This window comes from Aliivibrio salmonicida LFI1238, from assembly GCF_000196495.1.
In the GTDB taxonomy this organism is placed as follows: domain Bacteria; phylum Pseudomonadota; class Gammaproteobacteria; order Enterobacterales; family Vibrionaceae; genus Aliivibrio; species Aliivibrio salmonicida.
In genome coordinates this window covers 1510021-1536941 of record NC_011312.1, presented here as the reverse complement: position 1 = coordinate 1536941, position 26921 = coordinate 1510021, and the positions used below count along the sequence as shown (strand labels likewise).

Here is a 26921-nt window from a genome sequence, read left to right as displayed (position 1 = left end):
ATTCTCTCTGTTCGATTATACGTAAATCTTTCCTTTTATTCTTTATTTTCAACCATCGTTTTAATTTTGATGGCTTTTTCAAAATGATCCAGTTTATGCGTTGATATCCACCACGTTGCCGCTTCCATTAATAATTCGGGATCATCATTCTTATTAGCAAAAAAAGCATAAAAAGACAATCCAACATTGCCCCCTTTCTGCTCTATTTTCTTATTACACACAGCAATAATTTTATTTCTCAAACCGTCTTGCATTCCTATTCCTTCTAATTACTCTGTATTTTATTCAATAGGTAACGCGTGATTGCTTCCCCAATCAGCCCATGAACCGTCATACAACACCACATCGTTATAACCAACAGAAACCGCTGCTAGCATTAAAATACACGCAGTAATACCAGAACCACAACTAAAGAAAGATTGAGTTTCTAACGTAGGAATTCGTTCTTGAAAAATAGTACGCAATGCTTCTTTATTTTGATAAGCAAAACCATCTAACAAGATAGAAAACGGGAGGTTTGCCGAGCTAGGAATATGTCCACTACGAACACCTTCACGAGGCTCTGGCGCTTTGCCTAAAAATCGCATTTCTGCTCGTGCATCAACAATCGCTGCATTAGTATTAATGACATTGAGAACACTGGCAGAGTCACACGCAAGTTGATCATGCAGTTTCGCAACCGCATTACCTATCGTTTGATTTATTGAATATTCAAACGCAATCTCTCGACCTTCTTCTATCCATTGTGGTAATCCTCCATCAAGGACATACACATTATCAAACCCCATCACTTTAAATGTCCACCACGCCCTTGGAGATGAATAAATACCTTGGTTATCATAAATAATAACTGTACTGTCAGTATTAATACCCAGAGCTTGCACTGCTTGAGTAAATTGACTTTCAGTCGGTAATGCATGAGTTTGAGAAGACGTAGGATCGCAAAAATCCGCTTCTACATCTAATTTTATGGCATTTGGTAGACACGAAAATACATCATAAGCCAAAGGCACTTTACCGACCACATTGGCCATGTACGCATCAACAATAACAATGTTTTCATCATTGATATGAGCAGCTAACCAATCTGTTGTAACTAAAGGATTGTTCATTATATTCTCCTTAATTAATGATTTTATTCGTCATAAGTAATTTGCATTACATCAGGGTAAATAAATTCATACCCTAGTGCTTCTTTAATCTTCTGATTGCTAATAAGTTTAAAAGTTTGGTTTTCTGATTCAATAAATGTTGGGGTGTCTACACCAATGCGCTGCGTCATTTCAGTATAAAATTCACGCTTTGTCGGATGCGTATCTGCACAAGCATTAAACGTTTGACCCCATTGGTTTTGTTTTATGATCTGTTCAATCAAACCAATGCAATCATCTTGATGAATCATGCTCACTGCCGCATCAGGGTTACTCACCGAACGCCCACTTTTTTGAAAGAATCTACCTGGATTACGAGAATACCCCACCAACCCACTGAATCGAACTACGGTTGTAGCGAAAAAAACAGATTGAGTAAATAGCGTTTCAATTTGATATAAAGTAGAAGAGTCTTGCGCCGCTTCGGATTCAAAAACCACATCGTTAGTGTCTTTATATACCGATGTAGAACTAACAAAAATTACCCGCTTAACGAATGATTTTTCCAATGCTGAGATTAACGACATAAACCCGTCTGTATTTTTTGACGGTATCGCTATAATCAATATCTCTGATCCCAAAAACTCATCCCATTGTTGATCTGTTGTTGCATCATCAATATTCAAAATAAACGGAGTCACAGAGAATTCGTTTAAGCTATGTGCTTTTTCTTCACTTCTGACAGAGCCTTTAACACTAAAGCCGCACTCGACTAACTGTTTTGCTAATGGCAGTCCTAACCAACCACAACCTAAAATACTAATTGATGTCATGATTATCCTTAATAAAGCTTCAATTGACTTTCATCAGATAAGACCCACGCACTATTGTGTGCTTCGAAACCAATTTTTGGGTAATACCCTTCAGCTTGTGGCGCTGAAAGTAATATTAACTTGCACTCAGGAGATACCTCTTCCTTCGTCACCAGAATGAGATATTTTCCAACCCCCATTGATTGCACACTTTCATCAACAGCTAAATCAGAAAGATAACAACAAAAATTAAAATCCGTGACAGAACGAGCAACGCCAATTAATTCGCCATCGCCCCACGCGGTGACAATCAAATTAGAGTTATCTAACATCGCTTGTATTCTTGCTACATCATCAATTGGTCTTCGAGCACCAAGAGTCGTTTTCTTCAATAATTCAATAAACTGCTCAGCACTCATTGGTTCATTTACTTTATAATCGATTTCCATGAATATCTCTTCTTAATTACCCTATTGTTACGACACCAAATTATTGTGATATATCCATAGCAAGTACAAAACGATGCTCACCCTCATCAAAATAATCTTGTTCTTCATTCAATAAATAAAAGCCATACGATTGATATAAAGCGTACGCGGATTGATTCTTAGGGCATACGGTTAATAATAATCGTTGATACCCTTTTGCATTTTTAATCGCCGTTTCTAATAGCTTTTTACCTAAACCACCCCCTTGTGCTTGTTTTGATACCGCCAAAGACAACACCCAAGCGTCTCCGACGGTACTGCTTGAAGGCACTTGAAGCAGATAACCGACAACGTCGTCATTCTTTCTTGCTACAAGTAACCCATTAGACCAACAATCAAAAGCTTGTCGAATAAAAAAAGAAGGGTATCCATGCGAGCCAAAAGCCTCTGTTTCTATCTCATGAATTCGTTTTATATCTTCTTTTCTTGCTTCTGTGATGCTTGTCATTAATTCCTTTTCCTACTTCATATTATTTAAAAACAATCACGTTAACCAATAATCTATACTCTTTGAGCCCACTCGCATAGTTAAAACTGATTCAGTCGTTGTGATAACTCAATAGAATAAAAACGCCTATAGTTATTCCAGTCAAGTTTCATTTTATTAAATATCGCAAGGAGCGTTAATCATGTTTAAACTTGCCCTTTTACCGACACTGCTCGCCTGCAGTTTTGCAGCAAACAGTATTACAATGACACCACAAACAGACCCACTGAATCCTACCGGATATGTTGTATCAAAAGCAGAAATCAAAGCCGCTGAAGATGCAAAAACACTGGATCCAATGTACGATGTTTGGGCTAAAGCATTAGAAACCAGACCAAATACAGTCGTCGATCTCATCGACGTTGGCTCTGCAACAAACCCTGAAAACGTAAAGCGTGTCGAGCGTGTATTCCCTGATTCTGAGTGGTTTTTCTTAACCCAAATGGCGGCACCAGAATACACTTATACTCGCTTCTTGCGTGCAATTGGTAAATTCCCCGCATTTTGTGGAGAATATACCGATGGACGAGATTCTGATGCCATTTGTAAAAAATCCATTGTTACCGCTTTTGCGCATTTCTCTCAAGAAACAGGCGGACACATCGCTGTTGATAATATATCGGACAATCCACTCGCTCTTGAAGAATGGCAGCAAGCATTAGTGCATGTTCGTGAAATGGGTTGGTCAGAAGGTCAAGAAGGGTATACAACAGGCTGTGGTCAAAATGATTGGCAAAACAAACGTTGGCCTTGTGCTGCTGGACAAGGGTATTTTGGCCGTGGCGCAAAACAGCTGTCTTACCACTTTAACTACGGTGCATTTTCTGAAGTAATGTACGACGGTGACGCCACCGTGTTATTGGATAATCCAGGAGTTGTTGCTGATTCATGGTTAAACTTGGCTTCTGCTATCTGGTTCTTCCTTACCCCTCAAGCACCAAAACCTGCGATGCTGCATGTCATTGACCGTACTTGGAACCCTTCTCAACGTGAGACTGACGCCGGTATTGGTTATGGTTTTGGTACTACGATTAATGTCATTAATGGCGGTATCGAATGTGGCGAGCAAAACAAAGACAAAGGACAACCAGTTAACCGTATTCGCTATTGGGAGGGATTAGCAAAACACTATCAAATCCCTGTAGAAGCGGATGAAACAAATACCTGCTGGCAACAAACGCCTTACGGCAGTTTAAATCTTAATGGCGCAACAGATGTGCTTTATACTAACTGGGATGGCAATTGGAAATACTATCCAGATCGTCCAGAAGGCGCTTCTTTTGAGTGTGAACTGGTTGGTTTCCAAACGGCATATTCAGCGCTCGTTCCTGGGGATTACGAAAAATGTGTCACTAACTTCTATGAGTCACATGCAAACTGGCCTGTTACGCGTGTAGTAGAAACGCTACCAACAGATCCTACTGACCCTGGCACACCAGGTGATCCAAATAATACATGGGATACAAACGCAGTATATAACACTGGTGATCAAGTGGTTGTAGATGGCGTGACCTATCAAGCACAATGGTGGAATCAGGGTGATAACCCAGCAACAAGTACGACAGGTGTTTGGTTAGCAGTTAATGCAGCAGTAACACCACCGGTAGAGCCAACCCCTCCAGCACCAATAGATCCAACACCAGTGAACCCAATGCCACCGTAAGCGTGCGGGGAACTACACCTTGTCTTTTACATTCCAAGGTAAAAGTGAATCGATATCTGGCGATCCAACACATAAACGATCTAGACAATACCGAATATAATCGTAAGGGATTAATCCGTTTGCCTTTGCTGTTTCTACAATGCTGTAAAGCATTGCACTTGAATCTGCACCAGCCGTTGAACCCGAAAATAACCAGTTTTTCCGGCCGATAACAAACGGTTTAACCGCTCGCTCTGCTCGATTGTTATCAATAGATAACAATCCATCATCAATATAACGAACTAATTTATCCCATTGATTTAATGTATAGCTAATCGCCTCACCTAATTTTGTTTTAGGTGATACTCGACTAACTGCGCTATCAAGCCAATCACGGAGCTCTTTAAGTAAATCGCGGGCTTCTGTCTGCCTAGCAACATACTTGGCTTCAGGGGAAGCCTCTTTTAATAACGATTCGATCCGGTATAGCTTTTGGATTTTACTCAATACCCAATCTGCACTCCCTGTTTTCCCTTTTACTTGAACACGTTGAGCCTCAATAAATCGTCGACGTGCGTGTGCCCAACAGCCAACTAACATCGCTTCAGTTTGTTCATAACCTTGGTAACCATCGGTATGTAAATACCCGTTATAACCTTTTAAAAAGTTAACTGGATGGTAGCCATGCCTGCTAGATTGATAATCATAAAGTACAATTCCAGGCAAAACACCAGAGCCTGGAGAATCATAGCCAGAGCAGTAGACCCACATATAACATTTTGCTTTTTCAACATCCAACACATTTACCGTTGTTTCATCACAATGCAGAGTGGGTTGTTCAAGCAAAATACGATGTAACTCGTTATTAAGAGGGGTAAATAGTACCGAGCATTTTATTAACCAATCCGCCATCGTTCGCCGTCCAATAATGATACCCCATTGCTGAAATAACGTTTCTTGACGATAAAGTGGAAGACTGTATTGAAATTTAGCCGTAATAATTTGAGCAAGTAAACTTGCGGTCGCAATCCCTTTAGGGATTGGTGACGCTGGCATTGGGGCTTGTTTAATGTCTACTGAAGTATTGTTTTTTTCACAATTTCGGCAAGCATATTTAGGACGAACATGTTGAATAACTTCCACTTTAGCTGGTACAAATTCCAACTTTTCACTGATGTCTTTACCCATCGCATGCATCTCTAGACCGCAACACTTACAAGTTTTATCTTTTATGTCGTGGATAATAACAGTACGCGGTAAGTCTTCAGGTAAGCGTTGGCGTTTTGGCTTTTGACGAGTGTAGGTAATCGTTTGTGTGTCATCATTTTCAATGATGATTTCTTCTTCTGTTTCATTGAATAAATCAAATTGAGTCGAGTCAGATTCACTGCTTTTACCAAAGCGCTGATGTTGAGCCAGCCGAAATTGCTCTAGAAGACGGTTATATTTATTTTCAAGCTGAAGCACAAGTGCTTTCAGCTCGTCAATGGTATCAGGAAGTGGTTTTATTTTATCAGTCATGTAGATGACTATATAACGATAATACAGGTAATCAATCGGTTGCCTCCTATTCTTGACTGAGAATCAACTATTTAAAGGGTTGTTTGATAATGTACCGGTTGATGTCCTAAGATATCAAAACCTTGTAATAGCAGTGTCAGTTGCTGCTCTGATAATGCTAACGTATCGTTATTTATATTTCGTGGCCATTTGAAGCGGTCTTCATCTAATCGCTTGTACCATAAAGCGAATCCTGTTTTATCCCAATACAATATTTTGAGTTTATCACGAGGCTTATTGCAAAATATAAATAGAGCATCACTAAACGGTGATAGTTGCATTTCTTGCTCAACAATCACGACAAGGCCATTAATGGCCTTGCGAAAATCGACAAAATCACGATGAAGATAAATGGTGGAAACATCAGTAAATACATTCATGATTGATACCCTTTTAATAAGAGTCCTATCCAGTGAGGTTCAGTATTAGCTGGCAATGTTAATCGCAATTTTCCGATAGAAAGTTGAATATCTGGTAATTGTGGAGTGGCGATGATAGTTGATGTTAACGCTTCTACTTTCAAGAAAGTAGAAGCGTTAATCTTTTGTTTCCATCGTGCTTTACGTGCACTAAATGTCTTTGGCAGAATATTATGGTTACGACAAAATTCAGCGGCACTAAGCTTGCTAGATTGCTGAGATTCAAATAGAGCGTGCCATTGCTCTGGTGTTCTCTTTTTATCTTTTTGCATAATTACGTTCTCGTTAAATGAAAGATCGTAAGATACGCATAATGAATTTTATTTGTTAGGTGTAGTTCCCCGCACGCTTACATGCCACCAACGGAACCAACAGATCCAAATTCAACATGGACTGCCGTTGGCACTTACAACACAGGCGATCAAGTCACGGTTAACGGTGTGATATATCAAGCTCAGTGGTGGACTCAAGGTAATAACCCTGAAACCTCTGGTGATTGGGGAGTTTGGAAGAAAGTATAATCGCTCTCTGATTCGTACATAATCGATGTATAAAAAAGCCCTTCAATATATCTGAAGGGCTTTGCTTTATCTTACGCTATCGCTAAATCCATCGATTTAGCTTGTGTTTCTACATACCAAAATGCCAACAACGAAACCGCCCAAAATTGAAACAGATATTGAACATCAGAAGCCCCTGCTAATGTTTGCGATACCGCCATAGACGAAGTCACAAACAAAGAAGACAACAACCCTGCTTTTAGTAATGTTTTAGGTTTATTTGGCAATATTTCTAGTTTTAGAAATGATGCGATCAACAAAATCACAGGAACAATTTGTAAAATAACCAACACAGGAAATAGATAATCAAACATTGGAACAAATAACGCGTCAGTTAATGGTTTTTTTGCCCATGTTCCTGCGATGTATTCTTTCCAACCTTCCCAACTGTCACCATGACTAGTTCCAAACAAAATTCCATAAAACTTATCTACCACACCATTCGAGAACCAAAATGGCGCAAATAACATATAAAACGGCAGATATTTAATCACTTCGATCGCTTTTTCTAATTTTTTCATCGTAGTTTCCTAAGTAAAATAAAAGTAGTTAATTCATTTTTACTTAGTGGTTATTCCAGAAAAACACAAAATGTAAGATGCCGCCGTCGAATTTTTTGCACTTGCCGTTCTATTGGTTCGACAAATATGAGAGAGGTATATAAAAGAGGAATAACAAGTAATGTGATGCCAAGCAGCAGCCACACACACAAAAGAAGATCGTGTATGCTGTTATCAAATGACAGTAAATGCTCAACTAAATCGCATTTTTCAGCAATGGTTTGAGAGCCATTGTCGATAGTGGAGTCCAGTTGGTGAACTCTGGCTTGTGCTTCAATAAGGTGCTCTTGACAGCTTGACGTTACACCAATAAGTTGACTAAAACAGATAAATACACTTAAAAGAACAAAGCATAATAATAGCTTTGCCCTACTGTTTTTCTGTCTATCCGATATCAGTGCCGTCATCAAAATCCATGGTATAAAACGTAATAGTCATTGTTACAGGATCAATGAAGAATCACTATGATATACATCATTTTTTCATCTTTCAAAAAACATCTGCTTAGTTCATCAATGAGATTGCGATAATCTATACGGCACTCTTGTTTGTGCTAACTTCAAATAAGAGTGGATCTCGTCATTTTTATATTCTATTGCGGAATGAATATGTACGTTAGCGTTCGCCACAATCACAAAATCGTATTGATTCTCACCTTTAAAGATCGAAACATACACTAAGCCTTCCTTTAATTGCCAATGCCCTACCGTTTTCAACCTTTCAAATAGAGTGAACTCAGTTAAGCTGCCACTCTCTTTAAAAATCACTTCCGTAATGTAACCAGCAGTACATGATTTAATCCAATGCGATTCGTCGATCTCTTCAATCGTAAAGTCTCGCTTTTCTGCAAGCCATTTTTCATAATCTTGCTTATGGGTATGATTCAAAGGCACAGACTCACGATCCACAATGGGAGCTCCCTGCGTCTCTCTGAGAAATAACTGTTGAAAAATAGCGTCTTTATTTGGCATTATTTATCTCCTTTAAAGCTCGACATTAAAAATACGATCTTAGCTTTAATACCCTCAAGTTCTAAATTCATCATAGCGTAATTATATAAATAAAAACCACGCTCATGATCGGCATAATAAAGAAACACGTAATAATCAACAGACAATAAAAAAGGCTTACCGCAGATTCTGCGATAAGCCTTTTATTCATTTTATTTTAATCTTACGCAGTCGCTGTTTTTTGGCCAACGGCTTGAGATTGGTTCTTTTCTTGCTCGGCTGCTTTCATTCTGAGTACAGCGATAGGCGCTGAAATAAAAGTAAAGCCAAGTAATACTGATACTGGTACCGCGGTAATCACGATGAATGATTGAAGTGCATTCAAACCACCATCACCCGCAATCAATAATACTCCAGCAACAACACCCATCATAATTGCCCAGAACAAACGCTGAGATCGAGATGGTTCATCTGTCCCCTCGACTGCCATAGCAATAGAATATGCCATTGAATCACCAGTTGTAGCAACAAACGTTGTCGTCAGTACTAAGAACGCGGGAATCAATAACCAGCTTAATGGCAATTGTTCTAATGACGCTAATAATACAGCCGGTAATCCCGCTTCTTGTAATGGTATAGAAATACTGCCCGGAGTTTGTAACTCAAGGAAAATACCGGTACCACCCAAAGCAGAGAACCAGAAATTCGTCGCGATTGGAGCGATGATTGCCACTGTAATAACAAGCTCTCGAATGCTGCGACCTTTAGAGATACGAGCAATAAAGATCGCCATCATTGGAGCGAAACCAATAAACCAACCCCAGAAGAACCATGTCCACCATGAATTCCATGCTGGATCCGCTGTGCTCAAGCTCATTTCAGGAAGATGTTGAATATAGTTAACCTGAATTCTGGATAAGGCTGAACTAATTGCCCACCTAACGATCAGATCTTTCGACCAAGAATTATTTGAACGTATTTTAAAAGGTGGGCAAGATGAATAAATTAGTTGATATATTTTGTGATGTCGATGATTTTTGTTATCAATTCTTATCTCAATGGGAAAAATACCTTGTTGAGGCTAGTGAGAGAAAAAGAAAACGTCAGTCAGTAATGTCTACTAGTGAATGTATGACTATTGTCATCGCTTTTCATCAATCAAATCATAGAGATTTCAAGAACTTCTATATCGAGTTAGTTCATCAATATTGGAAAGGATACTTTCCAAATTTACTTAGCTACACTCGATTTGTGAGCAAAATGCCTAGCCTAATCGCCCCAATGTGTGCCTATTTTCAATCTATCAAAGGTAAGCCGACTGGCATTGCTTTTGTTGACTCCACGAGTCTTAAAGTATGCCATAACATTCGAATTCCTCGCCATAAAGTCTTTGATGGTGTTGCGAAAAGAGGAAAAGGTACCATGGGATGGTTTTTCGGCTTCAAACTTCATTTATTGATTAACCATCTTGGAGAAATTATTTCGCTGAAAATCACAGCTGGCAATGTAAATGATAGGACTCCTGTACCTGATTTATGCAAAGAACTCTCGGGGAAATTGTACGCTGATAAAGGGTACATAGGTAAAAAGTTGAGTGAGAGCTTAAAGAACTCTGATGTCGATTTAGTGACTACCTCGCGAAAAAACATGAAAGCAAAAGAGATAAGTGCTTTTGATAAGGCTATGTTATCAAAGAGATACATTATCGAAACGATAAATGACCAATTGAAGAATATCTCTCAAATTGAACATAGCCGTCATCGTAGCGTGACTGGTTTCATGCTAAATGTAATTTCAGGCGTTGTGGCTTATTGTTTAAAAAAACAAAAGCCACGAATTAAGCTATCAGAATGTGAATTTGAACTAATCCTCGCTTAAAGCATGTTTTATCCAGAATTCAGGTTAGTTACCAAAAGCAATACCAAACTCGGTGAAGATAAAGCTTGTTGGTCCTAGAACTAAAATCGCAACCAATAACGTCACAGCACCAATTACATTCATTCGGCTTAACCACTGTAAACCTTTGTCCATGCCAGAGAAGGCAGAGATTGAATAAATAGCAACAATCACAGATAAAATACCGATTTGGCTCATCAGAGAGCTTTCAAGGCCGGTGAGCACAGTAATACTGTAACTAAGTTGAGTAGCTAAGAATCCAATAGGACCAATCGTACCTGCAGCAACCGCAATAATTGAACAAGCATCGATCAACGAACCTAACCAATGATTTTCAAGTTTAGTACCTAGAATCGGGTATAACAACGCACGAGGTCGTAGTTTAATGCCACAGTTATAATGTGCGTACATGAGTATAATTGTACTTAAGGTACCTAATACCGCCCATGCTAAGAAGCCCCAATGTAAAAAGCTTTGGCTTAACGCAGGAGTAACAGCAGCAAGAGTGCCGCCAGTGACATCAGAGAAACTTGGAGAAGGTGTAATGAAGTGGAAAATTGGCTCTGCAGCTGACCAGAAAACACCGCCGCCTGCAAGCAAAGTACACATTATCATGGCGACCCATTTAAAGGTGCCGAAGGTTGGTTTTTCCTCACCGCCCATCTTAATTTTGCCATAACTGCTCATCGCTATGATAAGAGCTAAAACAAAAGTGATGATCATCAACCACTGCCACCACAAGCCAAACATTGTCGATGCCGACATGAACATGGTTTGAATAGTTGCAGTAAATGTTGATAGATCAACAAGCGCAGCAAGAAGAAATAAAAGGATAAATCCTATTGTAAGTGTTGGAACAAGTTTGTCGCTAGTTTCATTACTATTTTTAGACATGGGTATCCCACTTGATTCGTGAGGGATCGGACTCTAGCAGCTTGAATTCATGAAAACCAGTGCAAACTTTTTAAAAAGGACCAAAAAACAGCATAAAAATTATGATATCAATCACAGTAAAAAATATTTTTGTATTTAAATTAACTAGTTATTAGTTTCTGGTCTCATCTTTAAAATAAGTGCAATTAATTTACATTTTTTTCCAAAAAAACATCATAACGATTAAATTTCAACCAACTACAAATTCTATCTACGTCAATGAATAAACCGAACTTAACGTCAAAAAAAGCGTATTTATTGAGCACTTCGTTAAAGAATTTGCTTATTTTTAGCCATTATTTCCAGAATATCTTTACTGATTGTGAAATGAAAATTACCTCCCTATTTTTTCCATCTTAATTTTTTCGTCATCAATAAAAAAACACCAAAAATAAAAACAGCCGTAATAGAATAACGATATTCTATGATGAGAATCTTACTTTCGATTAACCATGGGAATTTATCTAAACCATAAGATAAGGCGTAACCAAAAAAAATAAACTGCCCTACCCCTAAACATAATCCGATACTTGAAAAAAGAGAAAAACGACGCCATTGAATCTGATTTACACCAGCGACAAAAGGGACAAACCATGCAATTGGCCCTAATAGTCGAGCAAACATCAACACAACATTACCTCTTGTCTGTAAAAGAAATCGACAACGAGCCAATAAACGACGAGTTTTAGGTTTCCATTTAATCAGTGAGTGTTGAGCCTTACGGCCATAACCTTTTCCAATAAAATAACTTAATTGGTCTCCAAGCAAACCACCTAATAACACCGCGATTACCCCACCCATCATCCCCTGATGAAGTTGATAACCTGCTGCGATTAAAAAAGGTTCACCAGGAACGAATATATTTGGCCCAATGAGTGCATCTAACAATGCACCCATAAATAATGCGACTGAACCGGACATACAATACCTTTATCGATTCACACTATTTTTGTTCTGAATAATGACCAAACTTATATTCCATTTCGTTATTACGCATTTCACCAAAGAAAAAGCGGCGAACATTCGCTTTTAGATACGTAAACCCAATCTTAAATAAGCCTTCTTGATCTAATCGACGAGGGTCAAATTGAAAGGTCATTGGTAAGAATCGAAATCGCCATGTTTGACTGGCACGTTTTACGTAATCACAATCTTCGCATAACGTGATTTTTTCATCAAACCCTTGAAGATCACGATGAGCGCGTTGTGTTGAAAAAAGACAAGCACCGACAGCTGTCGGAAAAATAAATTGAGTGACAAATAAACCAACATTAAACAGTCCATAACCTAGCTTATGTGCTGTTGGTAACCCTTTTGAACCCATGTATATTCCTGCTACCTCGAGCTTTTTTTCATCGAGTAAAGATAACGATTTACTTAAAAAATCGGGCGATAAACACACATCAGCATCTAAAAATAAAATTCGTTCATATTTAGCCAATGCCGCTCCCGTATTACGGCCAAGACTGACACCCGTCGTGTCCATTTTATGAACCGTTAATTTAGGAAGATCATCTTGAAAAGTAAGGGCCGCCTCACACGTTGAGTCGTCACTGTTTGAATCAACCACAATAACTTCGAATTTTTGGTGCGTTTGCTTAGTGAGATCACTCAATAAACAACCTATTTTTTTCTCTTCATTTAATGTGATGATGATAATACTTACTGAGCTCATAATCTTTCTCCATTTAATATTCAAACGTTATGAATTAACTTGGAGTAAGAATACAAAACCGTCTCTTAATAAATAATGAGCAAGTTATTCATATTCAGTTAAGAAAGAAAAATAAAGAAATAACAGCAAGTTAGACAATGCTGTCATTTCTTCATCTGAACCGTTCTATTTTGTCATTGACTCATATTCACTCAATGCCACTTTGTACTTTATAAAAAACCAATCCGAATAAACCAACAAAGAGTAAAATGGTTATAATAAATTTCCACCAAAAATGTTTCATACTAATTCCCTTATTGTTCTATTAATCGTTATTTTTAAACGGGTATTACGTAGAAAAGAACAAATTCACTACGATTTAGAGATTACCCTCTCCGCATTCACCGGAAAAATAGTGTCATAAATAAAATTATAAATATAGGCATAAAATAGATAGAAAATCACCATTCCAATATCGAGCACAAAAGCATCCCATATTGTTAGGTTTAAAAACCACGCCATAAACGGAATGGTTAAGAAAAGAAGTCCCCCCTCAAAACCTAAGCTATGAACGATTCGTATCCATGCCGTTTTTACTGCCGACCCCGTTTTTTTTACAAGGTAATTATCAAAGCCAATGTTGTAAACATAGTTCCAACCTGTTGCTATTATGGAGAAAATTACGCCCATCACTCCAACATGCCCCATATTGAAACCAAGCTGACTTAATACGCCAACAATAATAACTAGGCCAATAATCTCGAATAAAATAGCATGGCGAATACGGTCAAATCTTGTTCTCATTATGTATATCCAGAAGTAATCAAAAAATCTATAACCTCAATTCTATACATAAAAACAGTTATAAAAAGTTAGTATCCATCTAAATTTCAGATACATTATCGAAATCCATCATCTCATTTTATAAACCTAATATTACGTTTTTAGCTGTAGCACATATTTATCGCAAGGATTACTGTTAGTAACACGTTTGGTAATTGTTAACTCAAGGAGAAAGAAATGAAAGTTATCGTTCAATATACTGAAACTGGAATATATAAAGATCATGCTTGGGAAGCATCAAGCCTACGTATTAAAGGTCAGCTTCATGCAGTAACACCGTCTTATGCCGCTCAACTTATCGAACAAAGAAAAGCTCAACTACATACCGATCAAAATGACAGCATTGTTATTGTTAATTAGTACAATAAAGACATTGGCTTACTGATTCTTCACTGAATCAATAAGCCACGGTCTTTTCAAAACCAAGCATAAAGACAAATAATATCGATTATTTTAGCTCTAATAAATCCCATTTTGTGCCATAAAGATCTTGAAAAACAACAACGGTACCATAGACTTCTTTACGTGGTTCTTCATTAAATACCACGCCTTTTTTCTTCATGTCTTCGTAATCACGCCAAAAGTCATTCGTATGTAAGAATAGGAATACACGACCACCTGTTTGGTTACCGACCGATTTCTGTTGCTCTTCATTACTCGCTTGCGCTAATAATAAATTCGTTCCATTGCTATTAGGTGGGCTAATTAATATCCAACGTTTTCCATCGCCTAGATCAGTGTCTTCAATTAATTCAAAATTTAATTTATGGGTATAAAATTCAATCGCATCATCGTAATTTTCAACAACGAGTGCAACACTGCCTATTTTTTGTTGGATTGGTTTTTTCATTATTCTCTCTTTTAAACATAGTATGGTTAACCGATCAAATTATCATATGGATAATGTTCTGATTTGGTTGGTAGATAAATCGTAAATACAGTCCCTTCACCAAGTTGAGATCGTACTTTAATCTCCCCTCCCGTTTGGCTTAATAAACTTTGAGAAACAGATAATCCAAGCCCAGTACCATCACGCTTAGTCGTATAAAAAGGATCGAAAATTCGTCCTAATTGTTCATGGCTCATACCAGAACCAAAATCTTCAACTTCAATTATCGCCCCCAAGTTTATCTCTTCTTCTTGCCACGTTCTGCTTCGAATAATGAGTTTACCTTTTGCCTTCATTGCATGAATACCGTTCATCTGTAAGTTGACTAATACTTGCAATAAGTGATGTCTGTTTACTTCAACTCTTGGGGGTTGTTCGAAATCAAACTCAACGTCAATATCCCGCTTATGTGCACCAGTTCGTACCAGAGTGACGCTTTCTTCAATAATAGGATTAATGTATTGCCAAGTAACCTCATCTTGAATCCCTCCCTGACGGCTGTATTGAAGTAGACTTCGAGTAATATTACGAATGCGATCAATTTGTTCCATGATGGCATCTAACTCTTCCGATACTACGCTTGCATTATCACCGAGCTCATACTTGATCAGCTCTGCATTTCCTAATATCACAGCCGTTGGGTTATTAATCTCATGGGCAATGCCCGCGGTTAACTCCCCTAATGAGGCCAGTTTTTCACTCATGATCAATTTATCTTGAGCTTGCTTTAATAGCTTAATGTATTGCTCAAGCTCAATGGTTTTTTCATGCAAACTGGCGGTTCTTGATTCAACCTTTGATTCAAGCTCTTTTGATGCTCGTTGAATTTGGCTGTTTCGTAATTGCAATTGATCGAGCATATTATCAAATTGCTGCGCCAAACTGGCCAATTCATGCCCATTATCAAGACCAAGATCGCCTATTCGGTCATTCTTTCCAAGTTGAACGGATTTTACTACATAGTGTATTCTTTCAATTGGTTGGAAAAGATCTCTCGCCCCACGATGAACAAAAATAGTCGATAATAAGAGTGTGATAAGAATCGTGATGCCCGCTTGCAACAGGTTATAGATGTATTGTTTTAATAATGGCCATTCTAGATACCCGGTATACAACATCCCAACAACATTCCCATTAAGATCAGTAATGGGTTTGTATGCCGAAATATACCAATCATTATAGACGTATGCTCTATTGACCCAACGTTCACCATTTTCAATGACTTGATGTTTTACCTCTGGTGAGACTTCAGTACCAATCGCGCGTTCTTGTCCTGATATATCATCCGTAAACACATTCGTACTGATCCTCAAATCATCTAAAAATAAGGTCACCGTACCAACTTGCTCTGTGGCTCCCTTACCTTCAGGATAAATAAGATCTCTAATTCTATCAACCAAGGATGTGCTGTTATTCAGGATAATCCCACTGTCTACTATCCACTCTAAGCTGCCATGCTCATTGAAAATAGGGATCAGTGTTCGACTGATCAGCCCTCTCGTTTCAATAATGTTGTTATCTTTGTTTCTAATACTGACACGCTTAGGCAGATCTTCATCAATTTCAACTAAAGCGGTCTCATCCATCACTTGGAAAAACGTCCGAGATCGACCAAGGTACATTTGCCTTTCTAATGTCTCAGGTAACTTTTTTGCGTAATTGGCAGGATGTAATGAAATAAAGTCAGCATGATATTTAGCTGCCTGATTACTTGACCAGCGCTGTATATAATCTTGCCCATTTTTCAATTTAATTTGAAAGGCATAAGAATCAACAAAACCACCTAACTCTGCACTTTGTTCTCTCTGCAAAAGTTCAATACTGTTATTCGCAACAGAAAGTTTACTGCCTACATCATTTAAGGCATTCTGCCATGTGTAATGAATTGACCAAAATGCCGTAATGATAATAAGAGCAAGCATTGTCAAAAATAAAGGCACAGAGTTAAGCCACAATAGACGATAGCGCACCATGGTTTTTATACGACGCTTCCAAAGTGATGGCGATAACATCATGCACGCTCTTCACTCCATTCTTTAAACTTACGCTCTAACGTCTTACGAGCAACCCCGAGTTGTCTTGCCGCTGCTGACTTATTCCCTTCATGCATATCCACAACCGTAATAATGTGTGTTTTCTCTACTTCTTTTAATGTCCATTGTTCAGGATAGTTATCTAACAATGGCATGCACTTACACTCATTTTGACTGTTCGGTTCCATGTTATTCTGTTGTGATACCGTAGATTGATTAGCTAAAGCCATGTTTTGATGTAAAGGCTTATCACCTTGTAATCCTGACCAATGTTCTACCAGTGGTTTACCTAATAAAATACAACGTTCAATCATATTTTTAAGCTCGCGAATATTGCCTGGCCAATCGTAATTTGCCATAGCGGCGATATCTTCATGCGCCCAATGAATCGGTTTCATTCCCATGTCTTTCGCTATCATTTGTGAGAAATGTTCCGTTAAACAAGCAAGATCCGATTTACGCTCTCGTAAAGCAGGCAAAGATACCGTCAACACATTTAAACGATAAAAAAGATCCTTTCTAAAATTCCCTTTCTCAACTTCTTCGATTAAATTACGATTTGTTGCTGCTACAATTCTTACATCAACAAGAATCTCTTTCTCTGAACCAACGGGGCGAATGGCTTTCTGTTCGAGTGCTCGTAATAACGAAGACTGCATTCCGATTGGCATTTCACCTATTTCATCAAGAAATAAAGTGCCTCCATTCGCCACACGAAACAACCCTTCTCGTCCTTTTTTGGCTCCAGTAAACGCCCCTGAAGTATGTCCAAACAACTCACTTTCTAAAAGATCGGGAGCAATGGCACCACAGTTTAGCGGAACAAAAGGTCCTGTACGGTGACTCAATTGATGCAAACCACGAGCAACCAGTTCTTTACCAGTGCCTGATTCACCTTCAATTAATACGGCGGCGTTAGAAGGCGCAAGTTGGGCAATTAACTGTTTAAGCTGTAGGGTTTTATCCGCGTTGCCGATAATGTCGATTGGATTGTGTTTTTCAACTTCACGTTTTAACGCAAAATTTGTACGTTCAACTAAGCGGCGATCCATACAACGCTTCACCGCTCGTAGCATATTCTCTAAATTAAAAGGCTTTAAAATAAAATCAGACGCCCCCAAGCGAAGCGCTTGAATCGCTGTATCTAATTCGGCATAACCCGTCATAAAAATAACAATCATAATGACGTGAATCACTCGCAATGCTTTCTTGCCATTCAAGCCCAGTTTGACCCGGTAGGTTAATATCTAAAATAATCAGATCAAGATGGTGAGATTGACGGATCTCTTCTGCTTCTTCAATTGTTCCTGCCGTGTGAACCTGACCAAATTGTTTGCTTAATGCTTTTCTAAGTATGGTTTGCATACCTATTTCATCATCAACAACAAGAACGGAGAATGCATGCCAATCTGATTTTGCTACCATAATATTTCCTAAGTGGGCTAAATTTCCCCGAGAAGTGGGTCAAAATGTCCTATTTATTCTAACGTTAAATTTGCATTTTGTATCCTTTCTATTGAGACATTTTGTCCTAGTCACATTTTTTGTAAGGTTTTTATGAAAGAATAAGTGCGAACCTGTTAATTATCATTAAGTTATCTATATAAGCATCAATATTAACGTTGGCATAGGGATTGCTTTATTGCCCATAAGTCTATTCACTCATTGCATTTGCAGTGATATTTAACTTCATAACATGGATATAACATGAACAATAAAATCAGCACGTTTTCAGCAATGGCCGTTGTAGCTCTGAGTTCTTTTACTGCAACGAATGTGTACGCAGAAGATGCAAACGTTATACGTCTTGCGACAACAACAAGTACTTACCATTCAGGGTTATTAGATTACATCTTACCTGTATTTAAGAAAGATTCAGGCTATGAAGTTCAAGTACTGGCTGCTGGTACAGGCAAAGCATTGAAAATGGGCGAAAACGGCGACGTTGATTTGGTAATGACCCACGCACCAAAAGCCGAAGCTGATTTTGTTGAAAAAGGATATGGCATTGAACCAAAATCATTAATGTATAACGATTTTGTTTTAGTGGGCCCTAAAAACGATCCTGCGCATATCTATGGCATGAAAGACGTAACCGCTGCTTTTGCAAAAATGGCCGAAGCTGATGCGACGTTTGTTTCTCGCGGTGATGATTCAGGCACCAACAAAAAGGAAATTATTCTTTGGAACCAAGCCAATATCGAACCTAACTTCGGTGGCTATAAAGCCGTTGGTCAAGGCATGGGCCCAACATTAAACATGACTTCAGAATTGCAAGCTTATACACTTACAGACCGCGGTACGTGGTTGGCTTACCAAAACAAACTTGATTTAGAAATCATGGTTGAAGGCGATAAGCGTCTATTTAACCCATACCAAGTTATTTTGATTAACCCTGAGCGTTACAACAACTTAAACACAAAAGGTGCACGAGCATTTAGTGATTGGTTAGTCAGCGATAAAGGCCAAGCGTTAATTAATAGTTTTGAACTAAGTGGACAGAAATTGTTTACTGCGGACGCTAAATAATCCATGACTATATTAGCCACCTCTCACGAAGCGATTCAATTACTGTTTAGCGGTGATACAGCATTATGGAGCATTGTCGGTGTTTCTTTCTCTGTCTCATTGTTTGCGATGGCAGTTGTATTACTCCCCGCATTATTGTTGGCGTTTGCGCTTGCTTATGGGTCGTTTCCTGGACGGTGGCTACTGCTTTCTCTTATTAATACCTTACAATCTGTACCAACAGTCGTGATCGGCCTATTATTGTACATGGTGCTTTCTCGTGCGGGTCCTCTCGGGGATTGGCAACTGCTCTTTACCCAAGAAGCGATGATCATTGGTCAAATGTTTATTTGTTTCCCTATCATGGTTGCCATGATGCACGGTGCATTTCAACACAGTGATCGACGTGTATGGGAAACCGCTTTTACTCTCGGCGCTTCTCTTCCTCGCGCCTTTGGCAGCTTAATTTGGGAGACTCGATTCCCTATTCTTGCGGCTGTCATTGCTGGTTTTTCACGTATTATTACCGAAGTCGGCTGCTCTATGATGGTCGGTGGCAATATCTTCAACGCGACGCGTAATATTCCAACCGCAATCGCGATGGAAAGCCAAAAAGGGGCATTTGCTCAAGGGGTTGCTCTTGGTATGGTGTTATTGATTTTGGCTCTGGTTTTGAACTTTTTCCTTTCTTTCACTCGTGGTAAAGGGTACTTACGTACCTAGTAGGCATAGCATGACAATAAGAATTACTGCCGACAATCTATCAATGCGATTTAATGACCGTGTGCTTTTTCACATTCCTCATTTATCGTTAGGTCCTAAAGATTCGGTCTATTTACGTGGTGCCAATGGCGTTGGTAAAACGACTCTACTTAAGATCTTATCCGGTTTACAAACTGCGACGACGGGAAAACTTAATCTTAACCAACCACATTGGACAGCACGTCTACTTGGCCGCTCAGGTAATAATCAAATCGTTTATTTGCATCAAAATCCCTTTCTATTTGATGGGACGGTGTACGACAATGTGATTTATGGCATGAAATACACAACCATGAATCGACTAGAAAAACGTCACATGGTGATTAATGCGTTACGCATGGTTGGGCTAGAAACGTTAGCGGACGAACACATTTCAGTGTTGTCTGGTGGTGAAAAACAACGGGTTGCGATGGCACGAGCTTGGGTGCTTACCCCCTCTATTTTATTAATGGATGAGCCAAGTGCCAGTGTTGATCAAGAATCGATTAAATTATTAGTCATTATGGCAAAAGATCTGCTCGAACGAGGTTCCAGCATTGTTGTAACAAGCCATCAAACCAATGCGTTAACTGAAATTTGTCATCGCCAATGGACTATTTCAGACGCAAAGCTGATAGAATCAACCCCCATTGAAAGTGATTGTTAGCAAGGATAATTATGCTCCAGCCAAAGCAAACTAATTGGGTAATTTTAGCCGGTGGACAAGCTCGCCGTATGGGTGGTCAAGATAAAGGGTTTGTCACCTTTCAAGATAAACCATTAATTGAACATGCTTTAGATACTCTTCGTTCTCAAACCGATCACATCGCGATTAATGCAAACCGTAGTATCGACAACTATTCACGTTACACCGTCACTTTTAAGGATGAATTTACCGATTATCCAGGCCCTCTTGCTGGTATGCACGCAGGATTAGTCAATATGGCCTCTGATTGGGTTGGTTTTATTCCTTGCGATTCTCCTAATCTACCCAATAACCTTATTTCATTATTATGTAATGCCGTAAAAGATGACACCGACATTGTCGTCGCTCACGATGGCGAATACATGCAACCTGTCGTCACGTTAATGCACAAACGAATTATTCCTAAAATTGATGCCTTTTTAGCTCGTGGCGATCGAAAAATCATCCTACTCTATAAAGAGTGTAATACTGTTTTTGCTGATTTCTCAGATTACCCAAATGCCTTTATCAATTTGAATAGCCCTCAAGAACTTGAACAATTTGGAACTTTATTATGAGCTTAACGACTGCGTCTATTCCATTATTGGGTTTTGTTGCTTATAGCGGTACAGGTAAAACCACCTTATTAGAAAAGTTATTACCAAAACTGAATGAAATGGGACTAAAAGTCGCAGTCATCAAACATGCTCATCATAATTTTGATATTGACCAAGAAGGCAAAGACAGCTACCGACTGCGTAAAGCAGGTGCAAGCCAAATGCTGATCAGTTCTCGCTTTCGTCATGCCTTAATTACTGAAACACCTGATGAAGAAACAAGCTGTCAGCAACTCATAAATAAACTAGATCAAACCCAACTTGATTTGATCTTAATCGAAGGTTTTAAACAACTTCCATACACTAAGATTGAATTGCATCGTGATGATGTCGGTAAGCCATGGATTTTTCCTGAAGACAACAACATCATTGCGATCGCGGCAGACTCTAAAGCAAAGTCTGAACTCCCTCAAATGAACATCAATGATACTGATGCTATTACTGCATTCATTGTTGAATATGTGAAACAGCATCAGCATAAACAACAAAGCGATTTATCAGCAAATTGTGATGAATTATCACCTGCGTTTTTATCTGTTAGTCAAGGTAGAGCTAAGATTCTAGAGGCCATCAAACCATTAGAATCAAACGAAAACGTGTGTTTAATATCATCAATCAATGCATTAAGTGCACAAGATATCCTGTCACCAATTAACGTACCACAACATAACAATTCAGCGATGGATGGTTATGTTATTTGTGGTGATGATTTAGAACGGAATAGCTATACTGTCGTTGCCGAGATAATGGCAGGACACAGTTACGATCATCCTCTTCAACATGGTGAAGCGGCAAAAATAATGACCGGCGCACCCGTTCCACAAAATGGCAATGCGGTGATCATGCGCGAACAAGCAACCCAAGAAGGAAATCAAGTACGTTTTGATACTGGAAAGTCAGGTATTCGCAAAGGTCAAAACGTTCGTCTTGCCGGTGAAGATCTCGCTATCAACCAAGTTTGTGTCGCAAAAGGCACTCGTATTACCGCACCAGAAGTAGGTATGTTGGCCTCTCTTGGAATAGCCTCAGTTTCTGTTGTTACAAAAACTAAAGTCGCAATTTTCTCTACTGGTGATGAAGTTCAAGCGCCAGGAGAAGCTCAAAAAGCGAACTCTATTTATGATTCAAACCGTTTCACACTTACAGCCCTATTACAAAAACTAGGTTGTGAAGTGATTGATTTTGGTATTATTGAAGATAATGAAGCCGCTTTGGAGTCCACGCTTTCTCAAGCATCGCAGCAAGCGGATATGATTTTATCCTCAGGCGGTGTCTCAGTAGGAGATGCCGACTACATTAAAACCATTTTAGATAAGCTGGGTGACATTAATTTCTGGCGTATTAATATGCGTCCGGGGCGACCTCTTGCATTTGGTCACATTGGTGATACCCCTTTCTTTGGTTTACCGGGTAACCCTGTTGCCGTAATGGTCGCGTTCTTACAGTTTGTGGAACCTGCATTGCGTAAACTACAAGGTGAAGATAATTGGCAGCCAGAAACCTATACCGCCATTGCAAAAGAGTTCATTCGATCTCGCACAGGTCGTACAGAATACAGCCGTGGTGTTTATTCTATTAACCAAAATGGTCAAATGGAAGTAGTGACAACTGGCAAACAAGGTTCGGGGATTTTACGCTCTATGAGTGAAGCCAATTGCTTAATTGAAGTGCAGCCTGAAGTCGAATCTGTCAATATTGGTCAGAAGGTAACGGTTATACCTCTGCTCTCGCGAATCTAATTGATGTACTTAAAGCGCAGCTAAGTGCAAATTATCATTAGTACAACGTCAAACTGATAGCATATTTTTGTTAATGCCGAATAGTCCTATTCGGTTTTTACTTACACCTAATTTTGTGGTGATAATAAAGGCGTTACTTCAATTTTATATAAAATGTATAAAAGTCTGTGGTATTTAAGTTTACTCACCACTAAAAAAGAAATTCATAGAATGACATTTTAAGCATTGTTATGCCGTCACCAAAGGAGGGTTTAATACGAAAATTAAAAAACACCTCGTATAAATCCTATTTCAGACTCATTAGCTCACTCCTCATTGTAATGAGTCACAGCCTCATGCAACGTCTTCCCTTTTTTAATTCGAGCAATCAAAATAGACAATGGTATCTCAAAAGTTAGGCTGATTTTTTTCAATCCCCTAACATCCTTATAGACATACTCGGACCACTTTTTATTTTCTCCACCATACCTCAATGGCATTGCCGCAGAATTACTTCGTTTTTGATTAAAGAAAATATTAGGCATACAACCATTCCTCTGCCTCATTAAACATTTGTTCAACTATGATATTCGCTGCTTTTTTATCGTCTTTTGGTGCATAAATCTCAAGGTGGTTATTCGCCCCTTTTCTTATTCTAATACGTGCATTAGGATAATATTCCCACACACGGCGTTCCATTTCTTGGTGAATAAGCGTCAATCCATCTTTTGGAAGTTGAGCCGCTGTTATCATCATTTCAATACGCATAATTTTTTACTCGACACTGTATGAATATACAGTTAATTCTATTTGTTAAAATGAGAAAAGTAAAGACTATAAATTTCAAAAATGAGTCCCCCATAGATTATTTACCCTCCGACTAATTATCAGTTCCCCCCCACACACATTTAACGGCCATTCATAGATCGAAAAGTAAACTTTCTTAGATAAGAATTTAGAGTAAATCCTTTAATTTAAAGTAATAAGAATAAGATGAATAACTAAAATTAAGCATATTAGTGAGCAGACCCTAGAAAATAAATTTGCGATATTAATGTTTAACATCATGACATTGATTCGTTGAGAGATAGCAAAATCTTCCCCTCCCCAACTTAGTAATTTTAAATCAAAGCATAAACTCAAAAATAATAAATGACTGGCAGTTACGATACGAGCATGAAAGAAATCCTCAGCCATTAAAGCGACAGATAATGAAGCAATATGCACTAACAAAATAGTTAACTTAGGAAGTATATGGCGATATTCATTCAAAAGAACTTGAGCAAGCCAAGCAAAATAAATGCCTTTAAGTTGCCAAGGTACTGCTGAACCAAAGATTAACAACTTGCCATCACCTAGAAGCTCAGTTTGATTACCGTTGATTATCCAAATAGTAATAGCAACAGACAGACACAATGAGCTTGGTAATGAAAGAAAGGCTTTCTTTTTAATTTGCACGGTAATAAAACCGCCCGCTTGAATGATAAAGAATACGACAAACAATGTATCTATCGCTCCCTTATAGATAAAGTCAGTCAGTGCTAATATGCAAATAAAATTAAAGCCAGACTCTAGTACTAATATACGTTTTATTTCTTGGTGGTTTTCAACCCTTTTAATAAGTGGTGAAAACAAAACCGGTAAAACTAAAGTAATTAGTACGGCCATCGTTATAGAAGAAAGAGCTAGTTGATAAAACCCCCTCGCATAAATAAAACACAACGATAAAAATAATCCACTGGTAAGTAAGTGTCTACGAGAAGTTTGATCCATCACTTACGACTCCGTCTTCTCTATGCATGCAGTAAGTCGTTCATTACATAGAATTGCAGTTTCAATAGTACGCTCTAATGTCGCTGGTACACGCCAAGTTTGTTCTGTATCAACAATATATTCACCAGTGAAAAATAAATTATCAAATTCATCAGAACGAATGGCCATTTTATTTTTATACGTTGGATGAGCAAGAGAATGTTGAATAACCCAACAAGACATAATCCCATTTTCATCAAAAAACATATTACCTTTATGCCAATCAGCATAATCTAAATGCTCAGCGTCAAGTAAAGACACTATTCTGGCCCCAGGTCCGATATGAAATGAAACAAATCCTGATTCATCAAGAAGTTGTGTATTACCCATTAACTGAGTCAAAAGTTCAATTAAAGTTTCTGTTTTCGAACAAAGAAATAATGGTTTATCATAAACACAGCCATGGGCTGTATCCATATTTGTTGCCGTAATAGAAAGACAAACTAGTTGGTTTTTATTATTTTCACATTCTGGATAAGTGATGCAATAACTGAGACCCCAAGGCGAATCAAGAACAATGCCTACCGTTTTATCATTAAGTGCTTGAGGTAGCTTATCAAAATGCAGTTGAAAACCATGGCTAAACACACGGTGTAGATCTAAATTTTCACTACCTTGATTTGAAATCTTTTGTTGAATAATATGTGCAGGTATCGCCAATACAAAATAGTCGGCTTTCAGCTCTTGGCCATTAATGAGCCAAATACTCGCCTGATTAACAATATCTTTATGACCAATAATATGAGCAACGTCATTATTAAAATGGAATGTGACACTTGATGCCTTAAGGTACTCATACCATGGTTCAATCACACTTTGTGATATAGGGAGACTAAAACCCAAACTATAGCCATCAGGAGAGTCAGGATGTAATTGCCCTTCTTTATTTCTCAATAAATCAAGTACTGAAATAGCAGAGGTATCATCCGTTGCACCAATCCACGCAGTCAACATCGGTCGTAAAAAATTAGCTAATTTTGGCCTTTCCTTATATTGAAAATATTCACTAATAGGTATGTGAGTATATGAATCATCTATTTTTGTTAATAACGCTTGTTTCTTGAACCAATAAATATCAATCAGTGGTACTTTTGAATAAATCATAGAATAAGCAGATTTTGCATCATCAACCAGCTTTTCAATAATTGAAAAATAACTACGCTGAAATTGCATCGTTTTATTTTTTGTTCCCCAATGAAATTGTACTTTTTTTTGAGAGTGTATGTAATCTAAGCATGTTCCCGTTTTTGTTGGGATCTCTTTAAGAAGAGATAATAAATTTTTATTTTTAGCAAATATTTGTCTGTGCGTAAGTTCATGTACTTTTCCATCAATAACATGCCCAATACACTTACCTCCAGCAAAAGATGCTTTTTCATAAACGGAAACTCGATAACCTTGTTTAATACATTGATGCGCAATAGTAAGACCAGATATACCAGCTCCAATAACGGTAATATGAGGCTGATACAGTGCCTTCTCTTTGTTAGAATTTATCATGTTTATTACTTCCAATAAAATAAGCCAGAAATGGCAGCTATAACAAATACGAATCATATAACTCAGACCAATAATACTTGGTTAAATTAAGATTTTATAAATGCAACTCATAGACTATATATCAAGTAATTCACAAAACATAGAATAACATGCCAATTAATAGATCAATCAACAACTGTATTTATCTATAATTTAGTAGTAATTAATCTTATTATCCAACACTCAATTCTTTATTAACTAAACCATCAACAAAAATACTCAGCACATAGGGTTAACTTTCAATTAAAGCAACTTATCATTATTAAATAAAACCACGTTAAGTTAAATCTGTATGTATTTTATATATAATTTAAATACACACAAATAGTTTTAGTTTTTCTATAAATTGACTCCCTATAATCAATGATTACCTCTTATTTAACATTACACTCTCTTTTTATTTTACTTAATACCGAACTTAAATTATCTTTATTCTATGAAGTAATTAAAGCCATTGATACATCACAATTACATATTCCGAATC

27 protein-coding genes and 5 pseudogenes are annotated in these 26921 nt (G+C 38.1%); 9 read left to right on the top strand and 23 right to left on the bottom strand.

Features of this window, described 5'->3' with window-relative positions:
• Positions 1-35: 35 nt before the first annotated feature.
• Genes VSAL_RS07625 through VSAL_RS07605 form a run of 5 tightly spaced genes read right to left on the bottom strand, consistent with a single transcriptional unit; the run spans position 36 to position 2839 of the window.
• Complete coding sequence (locus tag VSAL_RS07625) at positions 36-254, bottom strand: DUF6500 family protein (protein WP_012550108.1); 219 nt, start codon at positions 252-254, stop codon at positions 36-38.
• A 27-nt stretch (positions 255-281) separates the two neighbouring features.
• Positions 282-1112 (bottom strand): sulfurtransferase, encoded by an 831-nt coding sequence (locus VSAL_RS07620; protein WP_012550107.1) that lies wholly within the window; start codon positions 1110-1112, stop codon positions 282-284.
• 23 nt (positions 1113-1135) lie between these two features.
• A complete protein-coding gene (locus VSAL_RS07615) occupies positions 1136-1924 on the bottom strand; it encodes an SDR family oxidoreductase (RefSeq protein ID WP_012550106.1) in 789 nt (262 codons plus the stop codon).
• Positions 1925-1932: 8 nt separating this feature from the next.
• Complete coding sequence (locus tag VSAL_RS07610) at positions 1933-2352, bottom strand: GNAT family N-acetyltransferase (RefSeq protein ID WP_012550105.1); 420 nt, start codon at positions 2350-2352, stop codon at positions 1933-1935.
• A gap of 40 nt (positions 2353-2392) precedes the next feature.
• Positions 2393-2839 (bottom strand): GNAT family N-acetyltransferase, encoded by a 447-nt coding sequence (locus VSAL_RS07605; RefSeq protein WP_012550104.1) that lies wholly within the window; start codon positions 2837-2839, stop codon positions 2393-2395.
• A 181-nt stretch (positions 2840-3020) separates the two neighbouring features.
• On the opposite strand from VSAL_RS07605, the pseudogene VSAL_RS07600 reads away from it, so the two are divergent.
• Positions 3021-4535, top strand: a pseudogene (locus VSAL_RS07600) (chitinase); the annotation flags it as partial.
• An 18-nt stretch (positions 4536-4553) separates the two neighbouring features.
• Here VSAL_RS07600 and VSAL_RS07595 read toward each other — a convergent pair.
• The 3 genes from VSAL_RS07595 to tnpA form a co-directional block, all read right to left on the bottom strand.
• The gene (locus VSAL_RS07595) at positions 4554-6041 is read right to left on the bottom strand and encodes an IS66-like element ISVsa2 family transposase (protein ID WP_012549088.1); all 1488 of its coding nucleotides are present in this window, start codon (positions 6039-6041) and stop codon (positions 4554-4556) included.
• A 71-nt stretch (positions 6042-6112) separates the two neighbouring features.
• Positions 6113-6460: an IS66 family insertion sequence element accessory protein TnpB gene (gene tnpB / locus VSAL_RS07590; protein ID WP_012548924.1), complete on the bottom strand. Its 348-nt coding sequence runs from the start codon at positions 6458-6460 to the stop codon at positions 6113-6115.
• Positions 6457-6771, bottom strand: a complete 315-nt coding sequence (tnpA, locus tag VSAL_RS07585; protein WP_012548925.1) for an IS66 family insertion sequence element accessory protein TnpA — start codon at positions 6769-6771, stop codon at positions 6457-6459. The genes tnpB and tnpA overlap by 4 nt, the downstream gene beginning before the upstream one ends.
• Positions 6772-6855: 84 nt before the next feature.
• Here tnpA and VSAL_RS22740 point away from each other — a divergent pair.
• A pseudogene (locus VSAL_RS22740) lies at positions 6856-7020 on the top strand (carbohydrate-binding protein); the annotation flags it as partial.
• A 71-nt stretch (positions 7021-7091) separates the two neighbouring features.
• On the opposite strand, the gene VSAL_RS07580 reads toward VSAL_RS22740, so the two are convergent.
• The 4 genes and pseudogenes from VSAL_RS07580 to VSAL_RS07565 all read right to left on the bottom strand — a co-directional run.
• Positions 7092-7580: a hypothetical protein gene (locus VSAL_RS07580; protein WP_012550103.1), complete on the bottom strand. Its 489-nt coding sequence runs from the start codon at positions 7578-7580 to the stop codon at positions 7092-7094.
• A gap of 50 nt (positions 7581-7630) precedes the next feature.
• Positions 7631-8026 (bottom strand): hypothetical protein, encoded by a 396-nt coding sequence (locus VSAL_RS07575; RefSeq protein ID WP_012550102.1) that lies wholly within the window; start codon positions 8024-8026, stop codon positions 7631-7633.
• Between the two features lie 105 nt (positions 8027-8131).
• A complete protein-coding gene (locus VSAL_RS07570) occupies positions 8132-8590 on the bottom strand; it encodes a hypothetical protein (protein WP_012550101.1) in 459 nt (152 codons plus the stop codon).
• Positions 8591-8792: 202 nt separating this feature from the next.
• Positions 8793-9467 (bottom strand): annotated as a pseudogene (locus VSAL_RS07565) (BCCT family transporter); the annotation flags it as partial.
• Positions 9468-9565: 98 nt separating this feature from the next.
• Between VSAL_RS07565 and VSAL_RS07560 the strand changes: the two are divergent.
• The gene (locus tag VSAL_RS07560) at positions 9566-10447 is read left to right on the top strand and encodes an IS982-like element ISVsa6 family transposase (RefSeq protein WP_012550100.1); all 882 of its coding nucleotides are present in this window, start codon (positions 9566-9568) and stop codon (positions 10445-10447) included.
• Between the two features lie 30 nt (positions 10448-10477).
• On the opposite strand, the pseudogene VSAL_RS07555 reads toward VSAL_RS07560, so the two are convergent.
• The 4 genes and pseudogenes from VSAL_RS07555 to VSAL_RS07540 form a co-directional block, all read right to left on the bottom strand.
• Positions 10478-11359: pseudogene (locus VSAL_RS07555) on the bottom strand (BCCT family transporter); the annotation flags it as partial.
• Positions 11360-11740: 381 nt separating this feature from the next.
• Entirely contained in the window at positions 11741-12319 is a 579-nt protein-coding gene (locus tag VSAL_RS07550) for a DedA family protein (RefSeq protein ID WP_012550099.1), read from the bottom strand.
• A 22-nt stretch (positions 12320-12341) separates the two neighbouring features.
• Positions 12342-13073 carry a glycosyltransferase family 2 protein gene (locus tag VSAL_RS07545; protein WP_012550098.1) on the bottom strand — a complete coding sequence of 244 codons (732 nt, stop codon included), beginning with the start codon at positions 13071-13073 and terminating at the stop codon, positions 12342-12344.
• A 351-nt stretch (positions 13074-13424) separates the two neighbouring features.
• Positions 13425-13856, bottom strand: a complete 432-nt coding sequence (locus VSAL_RS07540) for a PACE efflux transporter (RefSeq protein ID WP_012550097.1) — start codon at positions 13854-13856, stop codon at positions 13425-13427.
• A gap of 216 nt (positions 13857-14072) precedes the next feature.
• Between VSAL_RS07540 and VSAL_RS07535 the strand changes: the two genes are divergently transcribed.
• Positions 14073-14255, top strand: coding sequence for a hypothetical protein (locus VSAL_RS07535; RefSeq protein WP_012550096.1), 183 nt, complete (start codon positions 14073-14075; stop codon positions 14253-14255).
• A gap of 88 nt (positions 14256-14343) precedes the next feature.
• Here the strand turns inward: VSAL_RS07535 and VSAL_RS07530 are convergent, their stop codons facing one another.
• The 3 genes and pseudogenes from VSAL_RS07530 to VSAL_RS07520 all read right to left on the bottom strand — a co-directional run bounded on the left by VSAL_RS07530 (position 14344) and on the right by VSAL_RS07520 (position 18242).
• Positions 14344-14745 carry a VOC family protein gene (locus tag VSAL_RS07530; protein ID WP_012550095.1) on the bottom strand — a complete coding sequence of 134 codons (402 nt, stop codon included), beginning with the start codon at positions 14743-14745 and terminating at the stop codon, positions 14344-14346.
• A 26-nt stretch (positions 14746-14771) separates the two neighbouring features.
• Entirely contained in the window at positions 14772-16799 is a 2028-nt protein-coding gene (locus VSAL_RS07525; protein ID WP_012550094.1) for a sensor histidine kinase, read from the bottom strand.
• A pseudogene (locus VSAL_RS07520) lies at positions 16796-18242 on the bottom strand (sigma-54-dependent transcriptional regulator). Before VSAL_RS07520 ends, VSAL_RS07525 begins: the two are co-directional and overlap by 4 nt.
• Positions 18243-18524: 282 nt before the next feature.
• Between VSAL_RS07520 and VSAL_RS07515 the strand changes: the two are divergent.
• The 5 genes from VSAL_RS07515 to VSAL_RS07495 are packed head-to-tail and all read left to right on the top strand — an operon-like array spanning position 18525 to position 23107.
• Complete coding sequence (locus VSAL_RS07515) at positions 18525-19346, top strand: substrate-binding domain-containing protein (protein WP_012550093.1); 822 nt, start codon at positions 18525-18527, stop codon at positions 19344-19346.
• Between the two features lie 3 nt (positions 19347-19349).
• Complete coding sequence (locus tag VSAL_RS07510; protein WP_017022731.1) at positions 19350-20048, top strand: ABC transporter permease; 699 nt, start codon at positions 19350-19352, stop codon at positions 20046-20048.
• Positions 20049-20058: 10 nt separating this feature from the next.
• The gene (locus VSAL_RS07505) at positions 20059-20733 is read left to right on the top strand and encodes an energy-coupling factor ABC transporter ATP-binding protein (protein WP_012550092.1); all 675 of its coding nucleotides are present in this window, start codon (positions 20059-20061) and stop codon (positions 20731-20733) included.
• An 11-nt stretch (positions 20734-20744) separates the two neighbouring features.
• Positions 20745-21329, top strand: coding sequence for a molybdenum cofactor guanylyltransferase MobA (gene mobA, locus VSAL_RS07500; RefSeq protein ID WP_012550091.1), 585 nt, complete (start codon positions 20745-20747; stop codon positions 21327-21329).
• On the top strand, positions 21326-23107 hold the full coding sequence (locus VSAL_RS07495; RefSeq protein ID WP_012550090.1) for a bifunctional molybdopterin-guanine dinucleotide biosynthesis adaptor protein MobB/molybdopterin molybdotransferase MoeA: 1782 nt from the start codon (positions 21326-21328) through the stop codon (positions 23105-23107). The genes mobA and VSAL_RS07495 overlap by 4 nt, the downstream gene beginning before the upstream one ends.
• A gap of 305 nt (positions 23108-23412) precedes the next feature.
• Here VSAL_RS07495 and VSAL_RS07490 read toward each other — a convergent pair whose 3' ends face one another.
• The 4 genes from VSAL_RS07490 to VSAL_RS07475 form a co-directional block, all read right to left on the bottom strand.
• Positions 23413-23631 (bottom strand): hypothetical protein, encoded by a 219-nt coding sequence (locus tag VSAL_RS07490; protein ID WP_044583233.1) that lies wholly within the window; start codon positions 23629-23631, stop codon positions 23413-23415.
• Positions 23624-23854, bottom strand: a complete 231-nt coding sequence (locus VSAL_RS07485) for a DinI-like family protein (protein WP_012550089.1) — start codon at positions 23852-23854, stop codon at positions 23624-23626. The genes VSAL_RS07490 and VSAL_RS07485 overlap by 8 nt, the downstream gene beginning before the upstream one ends.
• 201 nt (positions 23855-24055) lie before the next feature.
• Positions 24056-24859, bottom strand: coding sequence for a hypothetical protein (locus VSAL_RS07480; RefSeq protein ID WP_012550088.1), 804 nt, complete (start codon positions 24857-24859; stop codon positions 24056-24058).
• Positions 24860-24862: 3 nt separating this feature from the next.
• Entirely contained in the window at positions 24863-26398 is a 1536-nt protein-coding gene (locus VSAL_RS07475; protein WP_231850898.1) for an NAD(P)/FAD-dependent oxidoreductase, read from the bottom strand.
• Positions 26399-26921: the final 523 nt, after the last annotated feature.

Bases quoted from the DNA above. Each gene is read 5' to 3' on its own strand.
- VSAL_RS07570 (WP_012550101.1), bottom strand. From the start codon at position 8,590: ATGCCAAATAAAGACGCTATTTTTCAACAGTTATTTCTCAGAGAGACG.
- VSAL_RS07625 (WP_012550108.1), bottom strand. From the start codon at position 254: ATGCAAGACGGTTTGAGAAATAAAATTATTGCTGTGTGTAATAAGAAA.
- VSAL_RS07610 (WP_012550105.1), bottom strand. From the start codon at position 2,352: ATGGAAATCGATTATAAAGTAAATGAACCAATGAGTGCTGAGCAGTTT.
- VSAL_RS07485 (WP_012550089.1), bottom strand. From the start codon at position 23,854: ATGCGTATTGAAATGATGATAACAGCGGCTCAACTTCCAAAAGATGGA.
- VSAL_RS07490 (WP_044583233.1), bottom strand. From the start codon at position 23,631: ATGCCTAATATTTTCTTTAATCAAAAACGAAGTAATTCTGCGGCAATG.
- VSAL_RS07495 (WP_012550090.1), top strand. From the start codon at position 21,326: ATGAGCTTAACGACTGCGTCTATTCCATTATTGGGTTTTGTTGCTTAT.
- mobA (WP_012550091.1), top strand. From the start codon at position 20,745: ATGCTCCAGCCAAAGCAAACTAATTGGGTAATTTTAGCCGGTGGACAA.
- tnpB (WP_012548924.1), bottom strand. From the start codon at position 6,460: ATGAATGTATTTACTGATGTTTCCACCATTTATCTTCATCGTGATTTT.
- VSAL_RS07550 (WP_012550099.1), bottom strand. From the start codon at position 12,319: ATGTCCGGTTCAGTCGCATTATTTATGGGTGCATTGTTAGATGCACTC.
- VSAL_RS07530 (WP_012550095.1), bottom strand. From the start codon at position 14,745: ATGAAAAAACCAATCCAACAAAAAATAGGCAGTGTTGCACTCGTTGTT.
- VSAL_RS07605 (WP_012550104.1), bottom strand. From the start codon at position 2,839: ATGACAAGCATCACAGAAGCAAGAAAAGAAGATATAAAACGAATTCAT.
- VSAL_RS07595 (WP_012549088.1), bottom strand. From the start codon at position 6,041: ATGACTGATAAAATAAAACCACTTCCTGATACCATTGACGAGCTGAAA.
- VSAL_RS07560 (WP_012550100.1), top strand. From the start codon at position 9,566: ATGAATAAATTAGTTGATATATTTTGTGATGTCGATGATTTTTGTTAT.
- VSAL_RS07540 (WP_012550097.1), bottom strand. From the start codon at position 13,856: ATGAGAACAAGATTTGACCGTATTCGCCATGCTATTTTATTCGAGATT.
- VSAL_RS07515 (WP_012550093.1), top strand. From the start codon at position 18,525: ATGAACAATAAAATCAGCACGTTTTCAGCAATGGCCGTTGTAGCTCTG.
- VSAL_RS07580 (WP_012550103.1), bottom strand. From the start codon at position 7,580: ATGAAAAAATTAGAAAAAGCGATCGAAGTGATTAAATATCTGCCGTTT.
- VSAL_RS07480 (WP_012550088.1), bottom strand. From the start codon at position 24,859: ATGGATCAAACTTCTCGTAGACACTTACTTACCAGTGGATTATTTTTA.
- VSAL_RS07620 (WP_012550107.1), bottom strand. From the start codon at position 1,112: ATGAACAATCCTTTAGTTACAACAGATTGGTTAGCTGCTCATATCAAT.
- VSAL_RS07615 (WP_012550106.1), bottom strand. From the start codon at position 1,924: ATGACATCAATTAGTATTTTAGGTTGTGGTTGGTTAGGACTGCCATTA.
- tnpA (WP_012548925.1), bottom strand. From the start codon at position 6,771: ATGCAAAAAGATAAAAAGAGAACACCAGAGCAATGGCACGCTCTATTT.
- VSAL_RS07475 (WP_231850898.1), bottom strand. From the start codon at position 26,398: ATGATAAATTCTAACAAAGAGAAGGCACTGTATCAGCCTCATATTACC.
- VSAL_RS07575 (WP_012550102.1), bottom strand. From the start codon at position 8,026: ATGACGGCACTGATATCGGATAGACAGAAAAACAGTAGGGCAAAGCTA.
- VSAL_RS07545 (WP_012550098.1), bottom strand. From the start codon at position 13,073: ATGAGCTCAGTAAGTATTATCATCATCACATTAAATGAAGAGAAAAAA.
- VSAL_RS07535 (WP_012550096.1), top strand. From the start codon at position 14,073: ATGAAAGTTATCGTTCAATATACTGAAACTGGAATATATAAAGATCAT.
- VSAL_RS07510 (WP_017022731.1), top strand. From the start codon at position 19,350: ATGACTATATTAGCCACCTCTCACGAAGCGATTCAATTACTGTTTAGC.
- VSAL_RS07505 (WP_012550092.1), top strand. From the start codon at position 20,059: ATGACAATAAGAATTACTGCCGACAATCTATCAATGCGATTTAATGAC.
- VSAL_RS07525 (WP_012550094.1), bottom strand. From the start codon at position 16,799: ATGATGTTATCGCCATCACTTTGGAAGCGTCGTATAAAAACCATGGTG.